At 47.4% G+C, this 18,826-nt stretch carries 14 protein-coding genes; 9 read left to right on the forward strand and 5 right to left on the reverse strand.

Translation table 11 applies throughout. The annotated features are described in order from the left end of the window. Positions 1 to 29: 29 nt before the first annotated feature. Complete coding sequence (locus PQG66_RS17810; protein ID WP_272039074.1) at positions 30 to 1,607, forward strand: cobyric acid synthase; 1,578 nt, start codon at positions 30 to 32, stop codon at positions 1,605 to 1,607. Between the two features lie 207 nt (positions 1,608 to 1,814). Here PQG66_RS17810 and PQG66_RS17815 read toward each other — a convergent pair whose 3' ends face one another. Next, positions 1,815 to 3,515: a methyl-accepting chemotaxis protein gene (locus PQG66_RS17815; RefSeq protein ID WP_272039075.1), complete on the reverse strand. Its 1,701-nt coding sequence runs from the start codon at positions 3,513 to 3,515 to the stop codon at positions 1,815 to 1,817. Between the two features lie 346 nt (positions 3,516 to 3,861). Here PQG66_RS17815 and PQG66_RS17820 point away from each other — a divergent pair, with 346 nt between their 5' ends. The 3 genes from PQG66_RS17820 to PQG66_RS17830 all read left to right on the forward strand — a co-directional run bounded on the left by PQG66_RS17820 (position 3,862) and on the right by PQG66_RS17830 (position 6,754). Continuing rightward, entirely contained in the window at positions 3,862 to 5,259 is a 1,398-nt protein-coding gene (locus PQG66_RS17820) for an L-cystine transporter (RefSeq protein WP_272039076.1), read from the forward strand. Between the two features lie 291 nt (positions 5,260 to 5,550). Then, positions 5,551 to 6,234: a queuosine precursor transporter gene (locus PQG66_RS17825; protein WP_272039077.1), complete on the forward strand. Its 684-nt coding sequence runs from the start codon at positions 5,551 to 5,553 to the stop codon at positions 6,232 to 6,234. 166 nt (positions 6,235 to 6,400) lie between these two features. Next, entirely contained in the window at positions 6,401 to 6,754 is a 354-nt protein-coding gene (locus PQG66_RS17830) for a hypothetical protein (RefSeq protein WP_272039078.1), read from the forward strand. Positions 6,755 to 6,842: 88 nt separating this feature from the next. Here the strand turns inward: PQG66_RS17830 and PQG66_RS17835 are convergent, their stop codons facing one another. Beyond that, positions 6,843 to 7,931: a M24 family metallopeptidase gene (locus PQG66_RS17835; RefSeq protein WP_272039080.1), complete on the reverse strand. Its 1,089-nt coding sequence runs from the start codon at positions 7,929 to 7,931 to the stop codon at positions 6,843 to 6,845. A 344-nt stretch (positions 7,932 to 8,275) separates the two neighbouring features. On the opposite strand from PQG66_RS17835, the gene PQG66_RS17840 reads away from it, so the two are divergent. Then, positions 8,276 to 9,484, forward strand: coding sequence for a PQQ-dependent sugar dehydrogenase (locus PQG66_RS17840; protein ID WP_272039081.1), 1,209 nt, complete (start codon positions 8,276 to 8,278; stop codon positions 9,482 to 9,484). A 125-nt stretch (positions 9,485 to 9,609) separates the two neighbouring features. Beyond that, a complete protein-coding gene (locus tag PQG66_RS17845; RefSeq protein WP_272039082.1) occupies positions 9,610 to 10,473 on the forward strand; it encodes an SDR family oxidoreductase in 864 nt (287 codons plus the stop codon). 104 nt (positions 10,474 to 10,577) lie between these two features. Here the strand turns inward: PQG66_RS17845 and thrS are convergent, their stop codons facing one another. The 3 genes from thrS to PQG66_RS17860 all read right to left on the reverse strand — a co-directional run bounded on the left by thrS (position 10,578) and on the right by PQG66_RS17860 (position 15,530). Continuing rightward, the gene (thrS, locus tag PQG66_RS17850) at positions 10,578 to 12,500 is read right to left on the reverse strand and encodes a threonine--tRNA ligase (protein ID WP_272039083.1); all 1,923 of its coding nucleotides are present in this window, start codon (positions 12,498 to 12,500) and stop codon (positions 10,578 to 10,580) included. A 505-nt stretch (positions 12,501 to 13,005) separates the two neighbouring features. Continuing rightward, positions 13,006 to 14,769 carry a sensor histidine kinase gene (locus PQG66_RS17855; RefSeq protein WP_272039084.1) on the reverse strand — a complete coding sequence of 588 codons (1,764 nt, stop codon included), beginning with the start codon at positions 14,767 to 14,769 and terminating at the stop codon, positions 13,006 to 13,008. Then, on the reverse strand, positions 14,766 to 15,530 hold the full coding sequence (locus PQG66_RS17860; protein ID WP_272039087.1) for a response regulator transcription factor: 765 nt from the start codon (positions 15,528 to 15,530) through the stop codon (positions 14,766 to 14,768). The genes PQG66_RS17855 and PQG66_RS17860 overlap by 4 nt, the downstream gene beginning before the upstream one ends. 252 nt (positions 15,531 to 15,782) lie before the next feature. Here PQG66_RS17860 and PQG66_RS17865 point away from each other — a divergent pair, with 252 nt between their 5' ends. From PQG66_RS17865 to PQG66_RS17875, 3 genes are all read left to right on the forward strand, one after another. Then, positions 15,783 to 16,805, forward strand: a complete 1,023-nt coding sequence (locus PQG66_RS17865) for a M23 family metallopeptidase (RefSeq protein ID WP_272039088.1) — start codon at positions 15,783 to 15,785, stop codon at positions 16,803 to 16,805. A 114-nt stretch (positions 16,806 to 16,919) separates the two neighbouring features. Beyond that, the gene (locus PQG66_RS17870) at positions 16,920 to 17,435 is read left to right on the forward strand and encodes a GNAT family N-acetyltransferase (protein ID WP_272039089.1); all 516 of its coding nucleotides are present in this window, start codon (positions 16,920 to 16,922) and stop codon (positions 17,433 to 17,435) included. A 262-nt stretch (positions 17,436 to 17,697) separates the two neighbouring features. Then, positions 17,698 to 18,648 carry a YwqG family protein gene (locus tag PQG66_RS17875; RefSeq protein WP_272039090.1) on the forward strand — a complete coding sequence of 317 codons (951 nt, stop codon included), beginning with the start codon at positions 17,698 to 17,700 and terminating at the stop codon, positions 18,646 to 18,648. The last annotated feature ends 178 nt before the right edge of the window (positions 18,649 to 18,826 follow it).

The raw sequence follows: 18,826 nt of genomic DNA on the forward strand, positions 1-18,826 counted from the left end.
TAATCGCATAATAGACAGGGGGAGCAAGCATGGAAGCTCAGGTTAAAAAAACAGCGGCCGTACTTATGCTGCAAGGAACAGCATCCGACGTAGGTAAAAGTGTTATTACAACGGCGCTGTGCCGGATTTTCAAACAAGATGGCTTCAAACCTGCCCCGTTCAAATCACAAAATATGGCGCTGAACTCTTATGTCACGGAAGATGGCAAGGAGATTGGGCGAGCTCAGGGAGCGCAGGCGGAAGCATGCGGCATTGAGGCGACGACCGATATGAATCCCATTCTAATCAAGCCCGTACGAGATATGCATTCACAGATTGTGGTACATGGTGTACCTTTTGCCCAGATGAGTGCGTCGGATTATCGGCAGCATTTCCTGCCGGAAGCGAAGCGTACCGTAATGGACGCATTAAACCGGTTGCGAGATACCTACGATATTGTATTAATGGAGGGGGCGGGGAGTCCAGCAGAGATCAATCTGAAAGATCGGGACATTGTTAATATGAATTTGGCCGGGTGGGCCGATGCACCGGTGATATTGATCTCAGACATAGATCGTGGCGGAGTGTTTGCCTCTATTGTTGGTACGCTGGAGTTACTGGAGCCCCATGAAGTCGCCCGTGTAAAAGGTTTTATTATCAACAAGTTCAGAGGGGATCTCTCTCTATTGCAACCTGGCCTGGACTGGCTTGAAGAAAGAACGGGGATTCCGGTCCTAGGTGTGTTGCCATACATAAGGGATATTCAGATTGAAGCGGAAGATTCGGTGGTGCTGGATTCCTTGCGTCATGGCAAAAAGGAACATACCGAACTGGATATTGCGGTTATCCGTTATCCGCGCATCTCCAACTTTACGGACTTTGATGCGTTGTCTCGTGAACCGGACGTGAATGTACGTTATGTGACTTCAACGGAGGAGCTGGGTAGTCCCGATGTCGTCATTCTGCCAGGTACCAAGGATACGATCGGCGATTTGCAATTTGTACGGGATTCTGGATTGGAACAAGCAATGATGGATGAGGTAAAGCGGAAGCATGTTCAGCTTGTGGGCATATGTGGTGGATATCAGATGTTGGGACAGCGCTTGATCGATCCTTTTACTGTTGAAGCGAAACATACTCAGGAGGCTGCAGGTATGGGCAAGCTACCTTTATCCACAACATTTCTTCAGCACAAACAGACCGTCAGAGCCTCTGGTTTTGTGCAGCCCAAGCATCCACTTCGCTTGTATGGGGAAAAGACTACCGGCATCTCGCCAGTACCTGTGAACGGATATGAAATTCATATGGGTGTGACGGAATGTCATGAACCTGAACAGGTAACACCCTTGTTCGAAATTGCACATTCAGGTGAGCAGACCTTCTTGGAGGGTTGGGGAACTCCCGATGGCAAAGTATGGGGAACCTATCTGCACGGGTTGTTTGAGAGCGATCAATTTCGCCGTGTCTGGCTGGATGGTCTGCGTGAAGCGAAAGGGCTTGCACCACTGAAGACAACCTACAGTGCTCAGGAGCGCAAAGAGATGGAATTTGATCGTGTAGCTGCTTCTTTGCGTTCTTCACTGGATATGAAGCGAGTATATGAGATTATGGGTATACAGCAGCGATAAGCTGAATGTACATAATCACTGCAAGAAGTACAGTTGAAATGATAAAAAATACCCCCGTAACCGGTAGCACGTTCATTCTTGAACGATTGCAGCTAGTTATGGGGGTGTTTAATTATGCATTGATGGATGAAATCAAAAGAATACTGCTCATCGATGATGGGATAAGACATACAGCTTGATCATAATCATTGAAACGAAAATACATTGTTAGTTGATTTTAAACTTCTTCATAGCTGTTTGCAGTTCGACTGCTTGTTCATGTAAATGACGCACGGTACTCGTATGAGAGTCCATCTCATCAAGCTGCAATTCCGCAGTCGTTGCAATCTGCTGCATGCTCTCACGGGACTTGGACGTAATCTGTGCCGTCTCTTCCACTGAAGCGCTGACTTCTTCTGCTCCTGCAGATACTTGTTGTGTAGATGAAGAGACCGTTTGAATCGTGAGATTCACATTCTGAATCAATTCGTTCAATTGTTGGAAGGCCGAACCAGCCTGCTGCACGACTTGTGTTCCTGAGCCAACCTCTTGGGTTACTCGGCTCATGGCACTTACGGAGCGTTCGGCATCTTCACGAATGGTACCGAGATATTCAGCAATTTCCTCTGTCGCCGTCTTAGATTGTTCTGCCAGCTTGCGAACTTCTCCAGCAACGACTGCGAATCCACGTCCGTGTTCACCCGCACGGGCAGCCTCAATAGAGGCGTTAAGTGACAGCATGTTAATCTGTTTCGTAATCTCAAATATAGAATTTACGATGGTACCAATGGCTATAGAGCGCTCATTCATCGTTTCGATGTAACGCAGCGACTCGTTAGCGGTCTCTCCAACAAGCTCCATTTGCTGAACCGCATTTTGTGCCAGCTGATTGCCATTAAGCGCTTCTGATGCGGCCTCACTGATTTGTTCCGAGACTTCTGAGGCAGAAGTTGCAATATGCATGATCCCTTGGGTGATCTCTTCCATAGCTCTTGCGTTCTCGGATGCGCTGGAAGCTATACTGGAGCTTCCTTTCTCCGCTTCTTCAGCAGCACGGCTTGAATTCTGAACCATGCCGGACATGGACTCTACACGATTTAGCAAATCGTTAGAGCCAACAACCACTTCATTGGAGGTTGACAAGGCCCGACCAATCATATCTTTAAGATTGTGTGTCATAGTCTGGAAGCTGTCAGCCAGTTGGGCGATCTCATCCGAGCCTTTCATATGAAGCTCGGCTGTCAGATCACCTTGAGAGATTTTTTTACTATGTTCCACAAGTGTAACAATCGGTTTCGTCACTCTTTTGATCATGCTCGCAGAGATAAGCCAGCCAAGTACAAAGACCAGCGCTGTAATGCCTAGACACAACCAGGAGATTTGAGCGATTTTATCCTGAACAAACTTGGCATCCATGCTCACGGCCATCAGCATATTGCTTCCGGCAATGGGCATGAATGCTGCTTTATGTACACCAAAAGAATCAGAAAACACCGGACTAATTACTGATTTTTTCGTTTCGCTTGCTTCCACCATAGCAGGCTCTATTTCAATGGCGTCCCCGGGTTTCATTTTTGAATCGGTATTGGCGACAACGACACTCGCTTTACCATCTTGTAGAGCAATGACATATGCGGCATCCAGATTATGTGTTTTCACTTGTTCAGCCAAGTCAGACCCTATTGTCAAAGCAGCACCTTCAGCACCTGAACCGCCACTTTGGATCTGCAATATTCTGGATGCAGATGTGTTTTTGTGAATATCCTGAATGGACGTATTCAGATTATTGTCAAACTGAGGCAGAACGTAACTTTGAATAATATTCATTGAGACTGCATAAAAACTGACACTGAACAACAGGGAGGCAACCAGCAGCACAAGGAACAAAGTCCCTCTGATTTTGCCGGCAACGGTTCGTATACGAAACATAGAATCATCCTTTCATGTCATCATCATGAACAATATCCTTTATTCTATCTCTGTTGGTCTTTATGCTCATGAACAAAGACCTAATTTTATCTCTATATAACATTGGAATAAGAGGATATACCTATATTACAAAATTAACCTCAGGTTGAATAGAAAAATTTTCATGAAAATGCATAAATATTTTCGTGATTCATGAATGTATGACATGCTTGTTACATAATATCAATTAATACCTACCAGAATAGTTTGATATGTGGTATATTGTTCATTGTCATATTTGCAGGTTAAGAATAAATAGAAAAATCGGTTCAAATCCGGTGATACATGTCTGAGGAGGACTTAGGTAATGGATACATTTTTAATTGTTGTGAATGTAGTGGTCATGCTGGCACTGCTGGGTGTACTCTACTGGATGCAGAAGAAACACATCTCGTTTACGAAACGTGTATTTGCGGGTCTCGGTATGGGGGTTGTGTATGGCGTTATTCTGCAACTCATCTACACGTCGGGTTCCGATGTCGTTGCAAAATCAGTCGATTGGTTTAATCTTGTTGGCTCAGGATATGTTCGTTTGCTGCAAATGGTCGTTATTCCACTCATCATGGTGTCTATAATTTCGGCTATTATGAATCTTAAAGGGAAACAAAATCTCGGTAAGATGAGTGTTTCCATCATTGCTATTTTGTTGATCACCACAGCTATTGCTGCAGGGGTCAGCATTGTAACCAGCTTAGGCTTCAACCTGACATCCATCGAGATCGAAGGTGGAGATCGTGAGCTTGCTCAAGGACAAAAACTAGAGGAACGTCTCGTAGATGTGAAGGATCAGACGATTCCACAGCAGGTGCTGGAATTCATACCTTCCAATCCATTCGCGGATATGACGGGTGAACGTCGTACGTCTACCCTTGCTGTTGTTATTTTCTCAGCCTTTATTGGAGTAGCTGTACTGGGACTGGATCGTAAAAAACCACAGCAGGCGGAAACGTTCCGTGGTATGGTGAATGCCGTTTATGCGGTAGTAATGCGGATTGTAACCTTGGTGCTAAGGCTTACGCCTTACGGAATTCTAGCACTGATTACGAAAGTAACGTCGACAACGAATCCGGAAGAGATTTTGAAGCTCATTAAGTTTGTCATTGCATCTTATGTGGCACTGGCAGTTATGTTTGTAATCCATTTGATTATTATCGCCCTGTCAGGGTTCAACCCGATTACGTATCTGAAAAAAGCCCTGCCTACTCTCGTATTCGCCTTTACATCCCGTTCAAGTGCAGCTTCCATTCCACTTAACGTGGAGACTCAGACGAAGAAACTGGGCGTATCCGACGGGATCGCCAACTTGTCTGCCAGCTTGGGGGCTACGATTGGGCAAAACGGCTGCGCTGGAATCTATCCGGCCATGCTGGCGGTGATGATTGCTCCGACGGTTGGTATTGACCCGCTGAGCTGGGACTTTATCGTAACGTTGATCCTTGTTGTTATGATCAGTTCGTTCGGAGTGGCTGGCGTCGGCGGCGGAGCAACCTTCGCTTCCCTGATCGTACTATCCACGATGAACTTGCCGGTAGCCTTGGCTGGTCTGCTGATCTCCGTTGAACCGCTGATCGACATGGGTCGTACAGCGCTCAACGTGAACGGGTCCATGACATCTGGACTGGTTACGAGTAAGATTTTGAAAGAAAATGATCAGGATACGTTCAATGATCAGAGCCGCCAGTTGGATTCTGCGGCTCACGTATAAGCTGGGGCTTGGCCTTGCGCCACAGCTCTTGCATGGAATGAGCAGATGCTCGGCAAAGTGAGCGTTCTGCAACAAAGATGGCGCAGAGCCGCTCTTCGGAAATTTTCGAAGAGCGGCTTTTGCGTATGTAATTACGCCGGTGCGTGCGGTCAGGCACGAGAGCGAGAGTCTTTTTTTCCATTAGACAAGGGGGGAGAAGATATGATAGAGTATTCATGTTTTGGCCCTGCGCCAAGCCGCGGTTCGTAACCATCCCGCGTAATCAAAACTAGGAAGGCAGTGTATGTATTCATGTTTAATTTAGGTTGGGGAGCGCTCTTCGTTCTCGTGACGTATGGATTTTTCCTCTTGTGTTACCGCTTGTTTGGTAAAAAAGGTCTGTATGCCTGGATTGGAGTAGCTACGGTTATCGCCAACATTCAGGTGACCAAAACGATAGATATTATGGGTATTGTGCTGACGCTAGGTAACACGATGTATGTGAGTATGTATCTGACCAGTGACCTGCTTAACGAGAAGTACGGATCAGGTGAGGCGCGGAAGGCCGTATGGTTTGGATTTTTCACGCTGATCATGACAACAATTCTGATGCAAATGGTGTTGTTCTTTGATCGGGCACCGACAGATTTTGCACAGGAATCCATGGAAACATTGTTTGGTTTATTGCCACGTCTTGCGCTTGGCAGTCTGTCTGCGTATTTTATCAGTCAGTTTCTGGACGTGCGTCTGTTCAGTTGGCTGCGTAAAATTGCACCAGGACATCATCAGCTGTGGATTCGGACAAATGGCAGCTCAATCATCAGTTCTTTTGTGGATTCTTTCGTATTCTGCACGGTCGCGTTTGCATTCATCTATCCATGGGATGTATGGCTGGAAATTTTCCTGACGACGTATCTGATCAAATTTGTCCTGACTGCAGTTGGTACGCCGTTCCTGTATGCTGCTCGTAGCTTCAAGTTTAAGGACGAGACATAAGTTGCTCTGTTTTCAACTAAACTCGGGCCAACTTCAATTCATCCCCCTGCGCAGCCGGTTGCATATCGGACTTCATAGGGGGATGTTTTTTATGTGGAATATGTTTCCTGTTTATTTGGTGTGATGTATTATTAACTGCATATTACCTTATATAAGGGGGATTGGCATGTATTCCACACTGCGTTATACACTGGAGAGCAACGGCACAACCTACGAGAATGAGAGTATTAATGCCTCGCTTTTGGTGGATTTGATTACCAATCTGGAATTGCAGGAATACGTGGTGCTTGAACCCTCGGAGCTGGTGGAGGGAAGCATGTATTTTCAAGCCGCTGCGCTGGAGGAGCCGGGACAAGTGGTGGCGGAGATCCGTTTGCAGGAAGGGGAACATGGTTTCCGGCATTACAGCTATATGACGGCAGACACAAATGTGGTGCTTCAATGGTTTCTGGATTATTGGGGAAAGCAACAGCTGCCACAGCTGGAATCCTGGCAGGACATCACGCATGAGCTGAGTTAATGGGAAGTAACAAAAGTCCCGCAACCTATGAGAACATGGGTAGCGGGACTTTTGTTGATGTTAGCATGTATGCGGCGGCCTTTGCTAATTAGTCTGTCAGGATTTGCAGTTCTTTTGAATACGTCGTGAGCACCTCTACTCCCGTCTCCGTGACAAGAACGTCATCCTCAATACGTACGCCGCCTGCTGCGGTATAGATGCCTGGTTCGATGGTAAATACGGTTCCAGCCTGCAGCAGATCCTGATTCTCTCCATGCAAGGAAGGATACTCGTGCACATCTATACCGAGTCCATGTCCGACACGGTGCATAAAACGCTCGCCGTATCCGGCATCGATCGTAACCTGCCGCGCGGCTTGGTCAACCGATGCACAGGTAATGCCTGGTTTAACCACTTGAATAGCGGCTTCATTGGCGGCAAGCACGGTGTTATAGATGGTTCGTAGTTCCGGCGAAATCTCTCCAAATGCAAATGTACGTGTAATGTCCGATGCATATCCTCCGGCATATACGCCCATATCAAACATCAGCAGATCCCCGTGTTGCAATTTACGATCACCAGGCGTACCATGCGGCAGGCCCGTTTTAGGGCCCGTCAGCACCATTGTATCAAAAGAAGGGCCGTCTGCTCCCAGTTTCTTCATCTGATATTCCATCTCGGCGACCAGCTCAATCTCGGTAACCCCTGCACGTACATGTGTGAGACCTTGACGCAGCGTCTCTTCAATCAGATAAATCGCATGGCGAATGCGGGCGACTTCATCCGGTGTTTTATTCACACGCAGCGAGCGCAGCAGCGAACCCACATCTTCAAAATGTGCACCGCCGAGTGCAGCGCTGAGCTGTTCATAACGCGAGACGGTGACGTATTCTTTTTCCAAGCCTACCCGGCCCAGACGTCCCTTATATCGGTCAAACAGCGCATAGGGATTATCCGTGTCCGGATGTGTAGCAATGTTGGATACAGAAGAAGCCGCTGCTGCAGCATCCGCATCCAGTGCAGGTACGATTAATAAAGGCTCTTCGCCTCGTGCCAGCATCAAGCCCATAAAACGTTCATGTGGATTGCTTGCATACCCCGTGAGATAATAAATATGTTTTGGATCTGTAATTAGCATGGCGTCCAGGCCTTGCCGGGAGAGGTCAGCTTCCAGCCTTGTTAAAGGGTTTTGGTTCATAAGTGTAAACGTCCACCTTTCATATGTACTTTATCCAGAATAACGTCTGCTTCTTCTATTATAGAAGATGTTGGAGGAATTCTGAAATGGCGGGGGATCGGTGAGCGAGAAATGCATATTTTTACCGTTTAGGTGAAGAGTTGCAAGGGTAATACAGGGCGAAACCGCTCTACAAACGAGTCAGTGGCTGGACTAAAGAAAGCATAGATTGAAATGGACAGTATAGAACAATGCTCACAGATAAAACAGTTACTGACCTTCAGAGATATATAACGTGTGGGAGAGAAGAGGATCACTTTTTATGCTTAGGATAAAATTTAAACGGAAGGGGATCTCAGACGGTCATGAACAATCGATTAACTGTACCGCTATATGCCTCGTTGCTTAGTATGGCTCTGTTAACCGCATCTTGTGCTCCGGGTACTCTGAACTCAGGTTCACAACAGTTGTCTCAAGGCGAAGGAGCTGGTCAAAGACAGACGGCCAACGGAGGACATACGGAAACAGGAACTGGACAACGTGATGAGCAAGGGAGCGCGGTTGTTCCGTATCAAGCTTCTGTGCTGGTCGAAGGACTGGATGCACCTTGGGAGATTGTAACGGTTGGAGATGGACGGATGTTTGTTACGGAGCGCCCGGGTGTCATTCGAGTGATTAAGGATGGGAAGCTGGAGAAGGAGCCGTTGATTGAATTGGAAGCCCCATTTAACGAAGAAGGTGAGGGCGGACTGCTCGGACTGGAGGCCGATCCAGACTTCGAGAGCAACGGATATCTGTATGTGTACCACTCGTATAAGGATGGGCAGGATATTGCGAATCGCGTGTTGCGGTTGAAGGTGACAGATGGAAAAGCGGTCATAGACAAAGAATTGCTGACAGACATTCCGGGCGGAGTTAACCATAACGGTGGGCGCATCAAAATCGGACCGGATCAGTTACTGTATATTACGACAGGAGAGCGTTATGAACCGGAACTGGCACAGAACCAGGATAGCCTTGGTGGGAAAATACTGCGTATCGGTCTCGATGGATCGATCCCGTCAGATAACCCTTGGCCGAATTCCCCGGTATTTAGCATGGGACATCGTAACGCTCAAGGGCTGGCATGGAACCCGGATAACGGATATCTCTATGCGACCGAACACGGTCAGCGCAACCATGATGAGATTAACCGGATTGTAGCCGGAGAAAATTATGGTTGGCCCGAAGTAGAGGGCGACGATGATGCGAATGGAACCTATCAAGCTCCGCTGGCCCATAGCGGTAAGGACACCTGGGCACCTTCGGGTGTAGCCTTCATTACAGAGGGCCCGTGGGCGGGTTCATTGGTGGCTGCGAATCTGAGAGGAGAGCAGCTCCTTCGGGTTGTATTGTCAGCAGACGGTACGAAGGTCGAGCAGGTTGTCCCTTTTTTCCAAGATGAGTGGGGACGTATACGCAATGTCAGCGCCGGCGAAGAAGGTAAGCTGTACGTGTTAACCAACAATCGCGATGGTCGAGGCTCGCCGCGTGACGGAGATGACAAATTAATTATACTTACTCCGATAGAGTAGTACTCTTTGCAATCCCCAAAAAAAGCTGCCCCAGTCAGAATATCGACATAGGACAGCTTTTGAATTGAAGGATTATTAACCACCCGTTGTTTATCATTTATTCAGGTTCAGAAGGGAAGGCGTTCATGTCCATTCAAACAGCTATTGTAACGGGGGCCAACTCCGGTATGGGTTTGGCTACCACGATTGAACTTGCACGGCAAGGTTATCACGTCATTATGGCCTGCCGCAGTGAAAAGAGAGGACAGGAGGCGCTTCAGCAAGCGCTGAACCAGTCGGGCTCCTCTAAGATTGAACTTATGTTGTGTGATTTGGGTTCACTGGACAGCATACGTAAGTTTGCCCATCGTTTCCGCGAGCATTATGACCAGTTGGACGTGCTGGTTAACAATGCTGGGGTGGTAATGATGAAACGCAAGGAAACATCGGACGGCTTCGAGCAGTGTATCGGCATTAACCATCTTGGACATTTTCTACTGACCTTGCTACTGGTTGAACCGTTAAAGGCCTCCAATCAGGCGCGCATTGTGAATGTATCTTCAGGTGCATATAAGGTCGGGCGTATTCATTTTGATGACCCGCATCTACACAAAGGATATAATCCATTCAAAAGTTACGCCCAGTCGAAGCTGGCGAACGTGCTGTTCACCCGTTCTCTTGCTCGAAGACTAGAGGGAACTTCCGTTACAGTTAACTGCCTGCATCCAGGTGCGGTAGGAACCAGTATCGGAGTGGATCGGAGCACTGGCTTCGGTACTCGCATTATGGCGCTGGTAAGCAAGCTCCCCTTTTTTCAGAGTCCCGAGGAAGGGGCCAGGACAGCCCTATATCTGGCAACAAGTCCAGACGTTAAAGGCGTGACCGAGCGTTATTTCTATCAGCAGAAGGAGCAGCCTCTCAAAGACCATGCGTTGGATGATGAGGCAGCCCAGCGGTTATGGACGTGGAGTGAAGAGCAGGTTGGACTGGGAGAGAACGAAAGGATATAACTTGTTGAGATTCTCTTGGTCTTCAAAGTCTCACATGCTTACCTCACTCCACCCCGCAAATTAGTTGCAGAAGTATCCGCTAATTAGCTGCAGCAACATCATGTTTAAACTTTGTTCTTCACGGCTTCCTGAATGTCCCGGATAAACTCATCAATGCGCTGCATGCCTTGATCCACCTGGCCGTAAGCTCGGACAGAGACGGACGAGGCATGTTTTTCTTGTTCGCCAAGCACGAGCGAGTAGGGCACCTTTTGCATCTGGGCCTCTCGAATTTTGTACCCGAGTTTCTCGCTGCGTAAGTCTGTCTCCACACGTATACCCGCCGCTCGAAGCTGGCTCTGCACCTCAAGTGCATAATCTGCATAGTGATCTGACACAGGAATCAGCTTCACTTGTACAGGGGCAAGCCAGAGCGGGAATGCACCTGCATAGTGTTCTGTCAGAATGCCAATAAAGCGATCAATTGAACCATAGATGGCCCGGTGAATCACGACAGGACGGTGTTTGAGGCTATCTTCGCCGATATATGTGAGGTCGAATTTTTCTGGCATTTGAAAATCAAGTTGAATCGTTCCGCATTGCCAGCTGCGCTTCAGCGCATCGAGGATATGGAAGTCAATCTTGGGTCCGTAGAAGGCACCGTCTCCCTCGTTAATGCGGTATTTCACCCCGCGGGCATCCAGCACATTGCGCAGCGCCTGTTCCGCTTGTTCCCATAATTCCTCCGAGCCCATGGAATCCTCTGGGCGTGTGGATAGTTCAATTGTATAGTCAAAACCAAAGATGTCGTACATCCGTCCAATCAGCGAAATCGCTTGATTGATCTCGTCTTCGATCTGTTCCGGCATGACATAGAGATGGGCATCATCCTGGCAGAATGTTCTTACACGCATCATGCCATTCAGGGCACCTGAAAATTCATGACGGTGGACCTGACCGAATTCCATCATGCGAATGGGCAATTCGCGATAGGAATGCAGTGTGTTTTTGAAAATAAGCATATGTCCAGGACAATTCATCGGTTTCAATGCGAAAGTGGCATCATCCACGTCTGCAAAATACATATTGTCCTTATAATGCTCCCAATGCCCGGACTGTTCCCACAGGCGGTTGTTCATCATTAGCGGAGTACGAACTTCCTGATAGCCTTCTTGCAACTGTAGATCCCGAGAGAATTGCTCCAGCTCTGTACGAATAGTCATACCTTTCGGTAAATAGAAGGGCATACCCGGGGCCTCTTCGGAGAACATGAACAGCTCCAGTTCCTTGCCAAGTTTACGGTGATCCCGTTTCTTCGCTTCTTCCAGCATGTGAAGATGCTCATCCAGTTGGGCTTTATTCGGAAAGGCAGTTCCGTAGATACGCTGCATCATTTTGTTGTCCGAATGTCCTCGCCAGTAGGCACCTGCAACCTGTAGCAGCTTAAACGCTTTGATGCGGCCAGTAGAGGGAAGATGAGGGCCACGGCACAAGTCGAAAAATTCACCTTGTTCATAGATCGAGAGCTCAGCGTCTTCAGGCAGATCGCGGATAAGCTCCAGCTTGTAAGGGTCCTGGATTTCCTCGAATCGATGAATGGCCTGCTCGCGGCTAACGACTGTACGACAGATTGGAAGATTTTCCTGAATGATCTTGTGCATTTCCCGCTCAATGGCAGCCAGATCACTGATAGAAAGGGAATGTTCCAGATCGACATCATAGTAAAATCCATCTTCAATGACAGGGCCGATACCTAGCTTCACTTGGTCTGCACCGTACAAACGTTTCAGCGCCTGAGCCAGTACATGAGCTGTACTATGACGGTATCGATACAAGCCTTCCTCACTGTCCAGTGTAACGATGATTAATTCGCAGTCTTGCTCCAGCTTCTCGTTCAGATCGACATTTCGGCCGTTTACGATGCCGCCGATGGCTTGTTTTCCAAGGCTAGTGCTGATCGAAGAGGCAACCTCACCCACAGTCAGGCCTGCTCTAAAAGAACGTGACGCCCCACCTTGTAGTTTAATTTGAATCATTAATTCTGGCATGTGTACCACTCTCCAATGTTTGTAATGGAAGCGCAAAAAACACCCGTCCCGGAGAAGGGACGAGTGCGCTTAGCTCGTGGTTCCACCCTAATTTGGTTATGGTACTTCCGCTTCGACCAACCGCCGCAAACAGAAAACATCATAACCCTCATTGGAATCCGTTATCGGGGATCAGGCGGTGAGCTCTACTGATCCTTGATGCAAATATCCTGTGAGGACAGTTGGTTCAAAGAGGTTCGAGACCACGGCTGCAGAGGGGTAACTTCGGTCCGTTCGCTGAAGAAGGTTTCACCAATCCCCTCTCTCTCTGGGCAGCACGCAAACGAAATCATGTCTCTGGTCATCGCCAAATATGAATGGATGCAGCGATATGAACTGTATAAAAGTTCAAGGACGTTGATCCAGTACATTCAATATTTTAATCGTTCATGTGGAACAGGTGTTACTTGAGTGTCGATTATAAAGACTGAAAATGGAAAGGTCAAGCGCAATGTTCAAAAAACATTTATTGTTTTTTTTCGGTACGCTCATCCCAGATCAATCGAATCACGGTTCCTTCACCCGGCGTGGAATGTACCTCGATCCGGCCGTTCATCGCTTCGATCAAGCCTTTGGTCACGGCCATTCCTAGTCCAGATCCAGTGTCCGACGTGCCCGTATCCGTCCCCCGATAATATCGTTCGAACAGCTTCCAGACCGTCTCCGAATTCATGCCTGTTCCATTATCGGTGAACTCGATTGTGAAATTTCCGTCCCCTTCACCAGCTTGCACACGTACAACAAGTTTGGCTTCGGGCGGGTTGTGGAGCAAGGCATTCGCAGTGAGATTATCTACGATTCGTTCAAAAGAAGGTACGTGCACCAGACCGTATATGGGCCCGTCAGCGGATTGAAAAAGTAGACGCCCTTCTCCATAGGCGGGATTGTGCTCCGTCCGCTGCAAGAGGTCACGAAGTAACGCATTTACGTCAGTTCGCTCCACTTCGGGCTGATACCCTCCGCTCCGCAACCGATAAGTCATGGCGAGATCGGTCACAAGTCGATCCATGTACATCGACTTGTCTACCATAATCCTTGCAAACTCCTTCACTTCATCTGTCGTCCAGCTATATTTGTCCGTCTCGAGCATATGAGCATATCCCTGAATGGAAGAAAGGGGTGTCTTCAGATCATGTGTAATACCTGCAATCCATTCCTCTCGCAAGGAATCGGTCTGTTTGCGCTGCTCCTCATCTTGCTTGAGCGTAAGAGACAAAGCTTGCATAGAATGAAGCACTTCGGCATATACCCGGAATTTTCGTTTCCATTTCCCATTACGATGTTGGCTTCTGGGCAGGCCCGAAGCTCCTGTAGGTTCTTCATAATGCCCTTGCTCTAGACGCTGCAGCCATTGAAGCATATGCAGCATGGGCGAGCCGAATCGATTGGCATACCATAGAGCCAGCAGAACGAGCAGGATGATGATGGATAAGATCAGAACAATCAATGCCGGTTCCAGAATGAAAGCGTAGGGGTTCTCCAGATCACCTGCGGAATAATCTACGGGCACACTCAGCATCCAAGTCGTTTCATTCTGGTCGTCGTACCATGTGGCGACAGCTACCCCCGTACGATTGGGATATCGCATCTGGAGTACGAGATTCTGAATGCTGTATTCTTCGGGAACACCCATAGCTGGTTTGTTGTAGGAGGCTGTTTCCCTCCCGTAGGCGTCCAGTATTTGAATATAGGCACCTGCGTTGCGGAGTGTTTCTTGTTCAGCAGGGTTCACTAGAAGTTGGCCGCGTGTATACGAGAGGTCTGGACGGATCTGATCCAGCAGTGACCTGGCAGCATTCCGTTCTCCATATAACAAGGTGAACATCTGTCCATCCTTTTCCCGAATCATCATGTACAGCTGGTATGGAAAAGGCGTCTCGGCTTCCCAGTATGCAATTAATTCCCCAGGCTTATAGTGATCTGGTACGTCAGGGGGGACGTGATAACCGTCAATGACATAACCTTTTTCATCGAGTACCTGAAGCCAACCGTGGTTTTTATCTACCTGTCTAAGTAGATCGGGATCGTATCGTATAGTGTTGTCTGGCATAATCTCGGCAGTGCTGATGAGTTGATCCAATCCGCTGTTTGCGAAATCATCCACGATATTCACTTCATTGACTTTTTGCAAAACCCAGATCGTGACCATAGTTCCTAGCAAAATAATCAGAATGACCGTGACTGTGAGCATGCCGATGAATCGAGTCATTAATTTGCGGCGTATGTTCATATCGATGACACACTGCCCGGCTGAACCAGTTTGTAGCCCAGACCACGCACATTGATGAGGAATGCCGGATGGGAGGGATTAGCTTCTATCCGTTCCCGAATGCGATGGATATGCACCATGACGGTATTATCATCACTAATGGCTTCCGAACCCCACACGCGTTCATACAGTTCCGATTTAGTGAAAATTCGGTTGGGATGTTTGCAGAAGAAGAGCAGCAGCTGGAACACCAGTGCCGGACAAGTTACCACTTTCCCTTCAACGCGCAACTCTCCGGCCAACTCGTGCACCTGAAAACGTCCGTAATCATATATGGCCCCTTTTGGCACACCTGATAATGACGTTTTTACGTGCTCCGAAACTTCCGGTTGAGACAATCCCGTTCGGGAAGGCAGGTAGCGATTCAGTAATGACTTAATCCGTGCGACCACTTCAAGTGGGTTAAAGGGCTTAACTACATAGTCATCTCCACCAACTGCAAAGCCAGTCAGCTTGTCATAGTCTGTCGTTTTGGCGGTCAAAAACAGAATAGGTGCATCTGTGACCTGTCTTAAAAAAGGACAAATTTCCAATCCACTTTTACCCGGAAGCATGATGTCCAGAATGATGCAGTGATAGGTTTTATTTCGGCATGCTTCAAGTGCAGCCTCACCTGTTGTCACTGTATCGATATGGTGAAACTGCTCTTTGAGTAGAACGGTTTTGAGCATATGTAGAATGGCCTGTTCATCATCTACAAGCAGCAATGAGACATGATCCATCGTGTTACATTGACCTCCTAACTAGCATCTTGCATTGCAGTATAGTTCCCATCATATCATTTCAAGCGTGCCTTGGGCTGTGTAAACCGTCTTAACAGAACCTTAATTCTGAATGGGAAATTGGTTATTGAGAGTTTATCTCGAAGTAAGATGGCGTTACACGTAGCGTAAGATTTATTTCGTAGAGTGAAGTCAAGGAACTTATTTCTAAGAAAAGGGGTGTTGGAGTTGAATCAGAGATGGAGGTTACTTTTGTTAACATGGGGGGCGGTTGTTATATTATCGGCTTGCACAAGTAACAAAATTACATCAGATGAAGCTGAGCAGTCTTCTGCTAAGGAGGGAGTTGAACAATATAAAGATAATGACAAGTCCAGCGAAGAACAAGTCGGAGGTTTGGCTAATCATGAAGCCATCTCCCCAGATCGTTTGATCGATACGTTGATGAATGGTTCTAAGGAAGCCATCTATGATCAGTTTACTCCCGAGATGAAGCAGGCCGTGTCCTTGGCCGATTTCAAGACGGCTATCGAAAGCTATATGAATCCAGAGCAGTCTTGGAAGCAGGTCGTTTATGCCGAGCTCAACGGTTTGAAGGAATACGGGTGGATGGATGAGACGGGAACCCAGGGCATTCGCGCCTATTTTACAGAAAATCACCAGATAAGTGGTCTGACCATTATTCCAATGAAACCTCATCCCGATACCGACAGCAAGCTGACCAAAACGGAATTTCAGTTTCCGATGAAAGGGGATATGTTCGTCTTCTGGGGCGGCAACAATGTCCTTCTCAACTATCATTACGAACATGAGACGCAGCGTTATGCCTTGGATATTGTTCGGACTCAAGACGGTGCAAGCTATAAGGGTGATCCGAAAGTAAATGCCAGCTATTATGCTTTTGGAGACCCGCTGTATGCGGCTGCGGACGGAACCGTGGTTGACATTAAAAATAATATTGAAGATAATGTGCCGGGTGTCTTGAATCCGCAGGAACCCGCGGGGAATTACGTAGTCATTGACCATGGACAGGGTGAATACAGTTTTACGGCACATATCAAAAAGGGCAGTGTTGCTGTGAAAAAAGGAGATCGAGTCAAACAGGGCGATTTGATCGGTGACTTGGGTAATTCGGGTAACTCCAGTGAGGCACACCTGCACTTTCAGGTATCGGATGGACCGGATCTGTTCACATCCCGTTCAATCAATATTCGTTGGGCGGATCAGAGCCAGGATTTGACGAAAGGAAATACCGTTCAGGGACTCCCGCAGTAATTCAACTTGTACCTGATTTTGGTTTCACGCATGTATTCGAATGACGCAGACTTCCATTCTCCGTTATAATAGCCTCTATACTTAGATTTGAACTGGATTAATGGAGGAATCGGGATGCAGCTGCAAAAGGTACGGATTGAATACGCGAGTCTGGAGGACTTGCCGAGAATTGTGGAGATTTATAATTCCACCATTGATAGCCGCATGGTAACAGCAGACCTGGAACCGGTAACGGTAGAACAGCGTTTGTCATGGTTCAACGAGCATACTCCAGATCGTCGTCCATTATGGGTGATGAAGCTAGATGAACAGGTCGTGGCATGGGCCAGTTTGAGTTCATTTTATGGACGACCGGCATACAATGGGACGGTTGAAGTTAGCATATATGTAGATCAGAAATGCCGGGGGATCGGGGCTGGTGGCCGTTTGCTGGAAACGGTGTTTGAGGCGTGTCCTGCCCTAGGTATAACAACCGTATTAGGATTTGTGTTTGGTCATAATGAGCCAAGTCTAGGTTTGTTACGCAAATATGGTTTTGAACAGTGGGGGTTTTATCCCGAAGTGGCTGTGCTGGATGGAGTGAACCGGGACCTGGTAATTCTGGGTAAAAAAATTGAAGCGAAGCTGTAAGGAAAACCGATATTAAACTGTTAATAAAATTATAAATCAAGTCGTCAATAAAATCGTAAGGTAATTACGCCTTAAATCGGAAGGGCCTCCGTATCCACGAAGAAGTGGGGATGCGGGGGTTTTTGATTTATTTTAAAGTTCAAGCTTTTGGATGGCCACTTTTTACACCAGAAAGCAGGGAAAAAAGACAAGGCAGAAGAATATACAGGTGTGAACGTGAATAAGTCTCAGCATAGGTGTGAAGTCAAAAGGGAGGATCTATATGATTAAGCCGGAACAATGTGAACGTTTGACTAGAAAAGCACGTAAAACCCTGGAAGAAGAATACGGTCTCGGTGCGGTTGCCGATCTGGTGCTGGATGCTGGGCGCTGGGGCATTCGCCTGGATATATCCACGACGGATGAATATCGTAGAACAGGGAATTCGCGTGTCGGCGGTGATCCAGATCTACCGGAAGGTTTGGATTGGCCGTTGACAGAGGATGGCGTGCCAATGACTTTTTTGGCCCAGCTAAATATGGTGGACCTGTCTCCATACACGCCAAATGATGGGCGCGGAACGTTGCCGGAGCGTGGCATGTTGTACTTTTTCATTGGCAGGGTGAACGCAGCTTATCCGATTGAACATCGCGTGATCTATGAGCCTTCGACACTTAACCTTGTAAAACGTGAACCAGACGGGGTTACTGCACTCGGAGGTGAGCCAACAGTAGCTCATGCTGTTACAATATTGCCTAACCTTGAAGTTCCTACTTATGCGTACATAGACGTTGCGGCGTTGAATGAAATGTATGATGCTTCAACGACAGTAGCTGAAGATGGAGGTTCTATAGAAGGAAATTTATTTGACCGTTATCTGGAATTCGAATCCGATTGGAACCATCCTAGTCCCCTTAATTGGGGCGGCATGTTTGGTTACCCGGAAAGGCAACAACCCGATGCTGAACACCAAGCTTTGAGCTATATTGAGCTGGGTGAGGAATACAATGGCAGCGAGCACGAATGTATGAAGAAGTTGACTGCTCATTACGGCGGAGATGAAGAGCTCGTATGGGAAGAGTTGTCCGATACGCTTCTGTTGCTCAAAATTGATACCCATGATGCCATCGGTTTTCAGTGGCTAAATAGGGGCGAACTACAGTTTTTCATTCGAGGCGCGGACCTTGAGGCTGAACAGTTTGATCATACATGCTGTTCCATCTATTCGAATTAATTCAAGCTTCACTTGCATCTAATCCTAGATTCATTCCATAAATTAGGTAAAAAAGTGTTTGGCAGATGTAACAAAATGTCCTGCTTCCCGTCTATAAGAGGGAGGAGGGACTTTTTTTGTGCGCATATGTTAATTAAACATGGAAGGACGTGTATATAGTAAAGGTGGATAATGAATT

The sequence above is a fragment of the Paenibacillus sp. JJ-100 genome (assembly GCF_948329825.1).
GTDB lineage: Bacteria > Bacillota > Bacilli > Paenibacillales > Paenibacillaceae > Paenibacillus.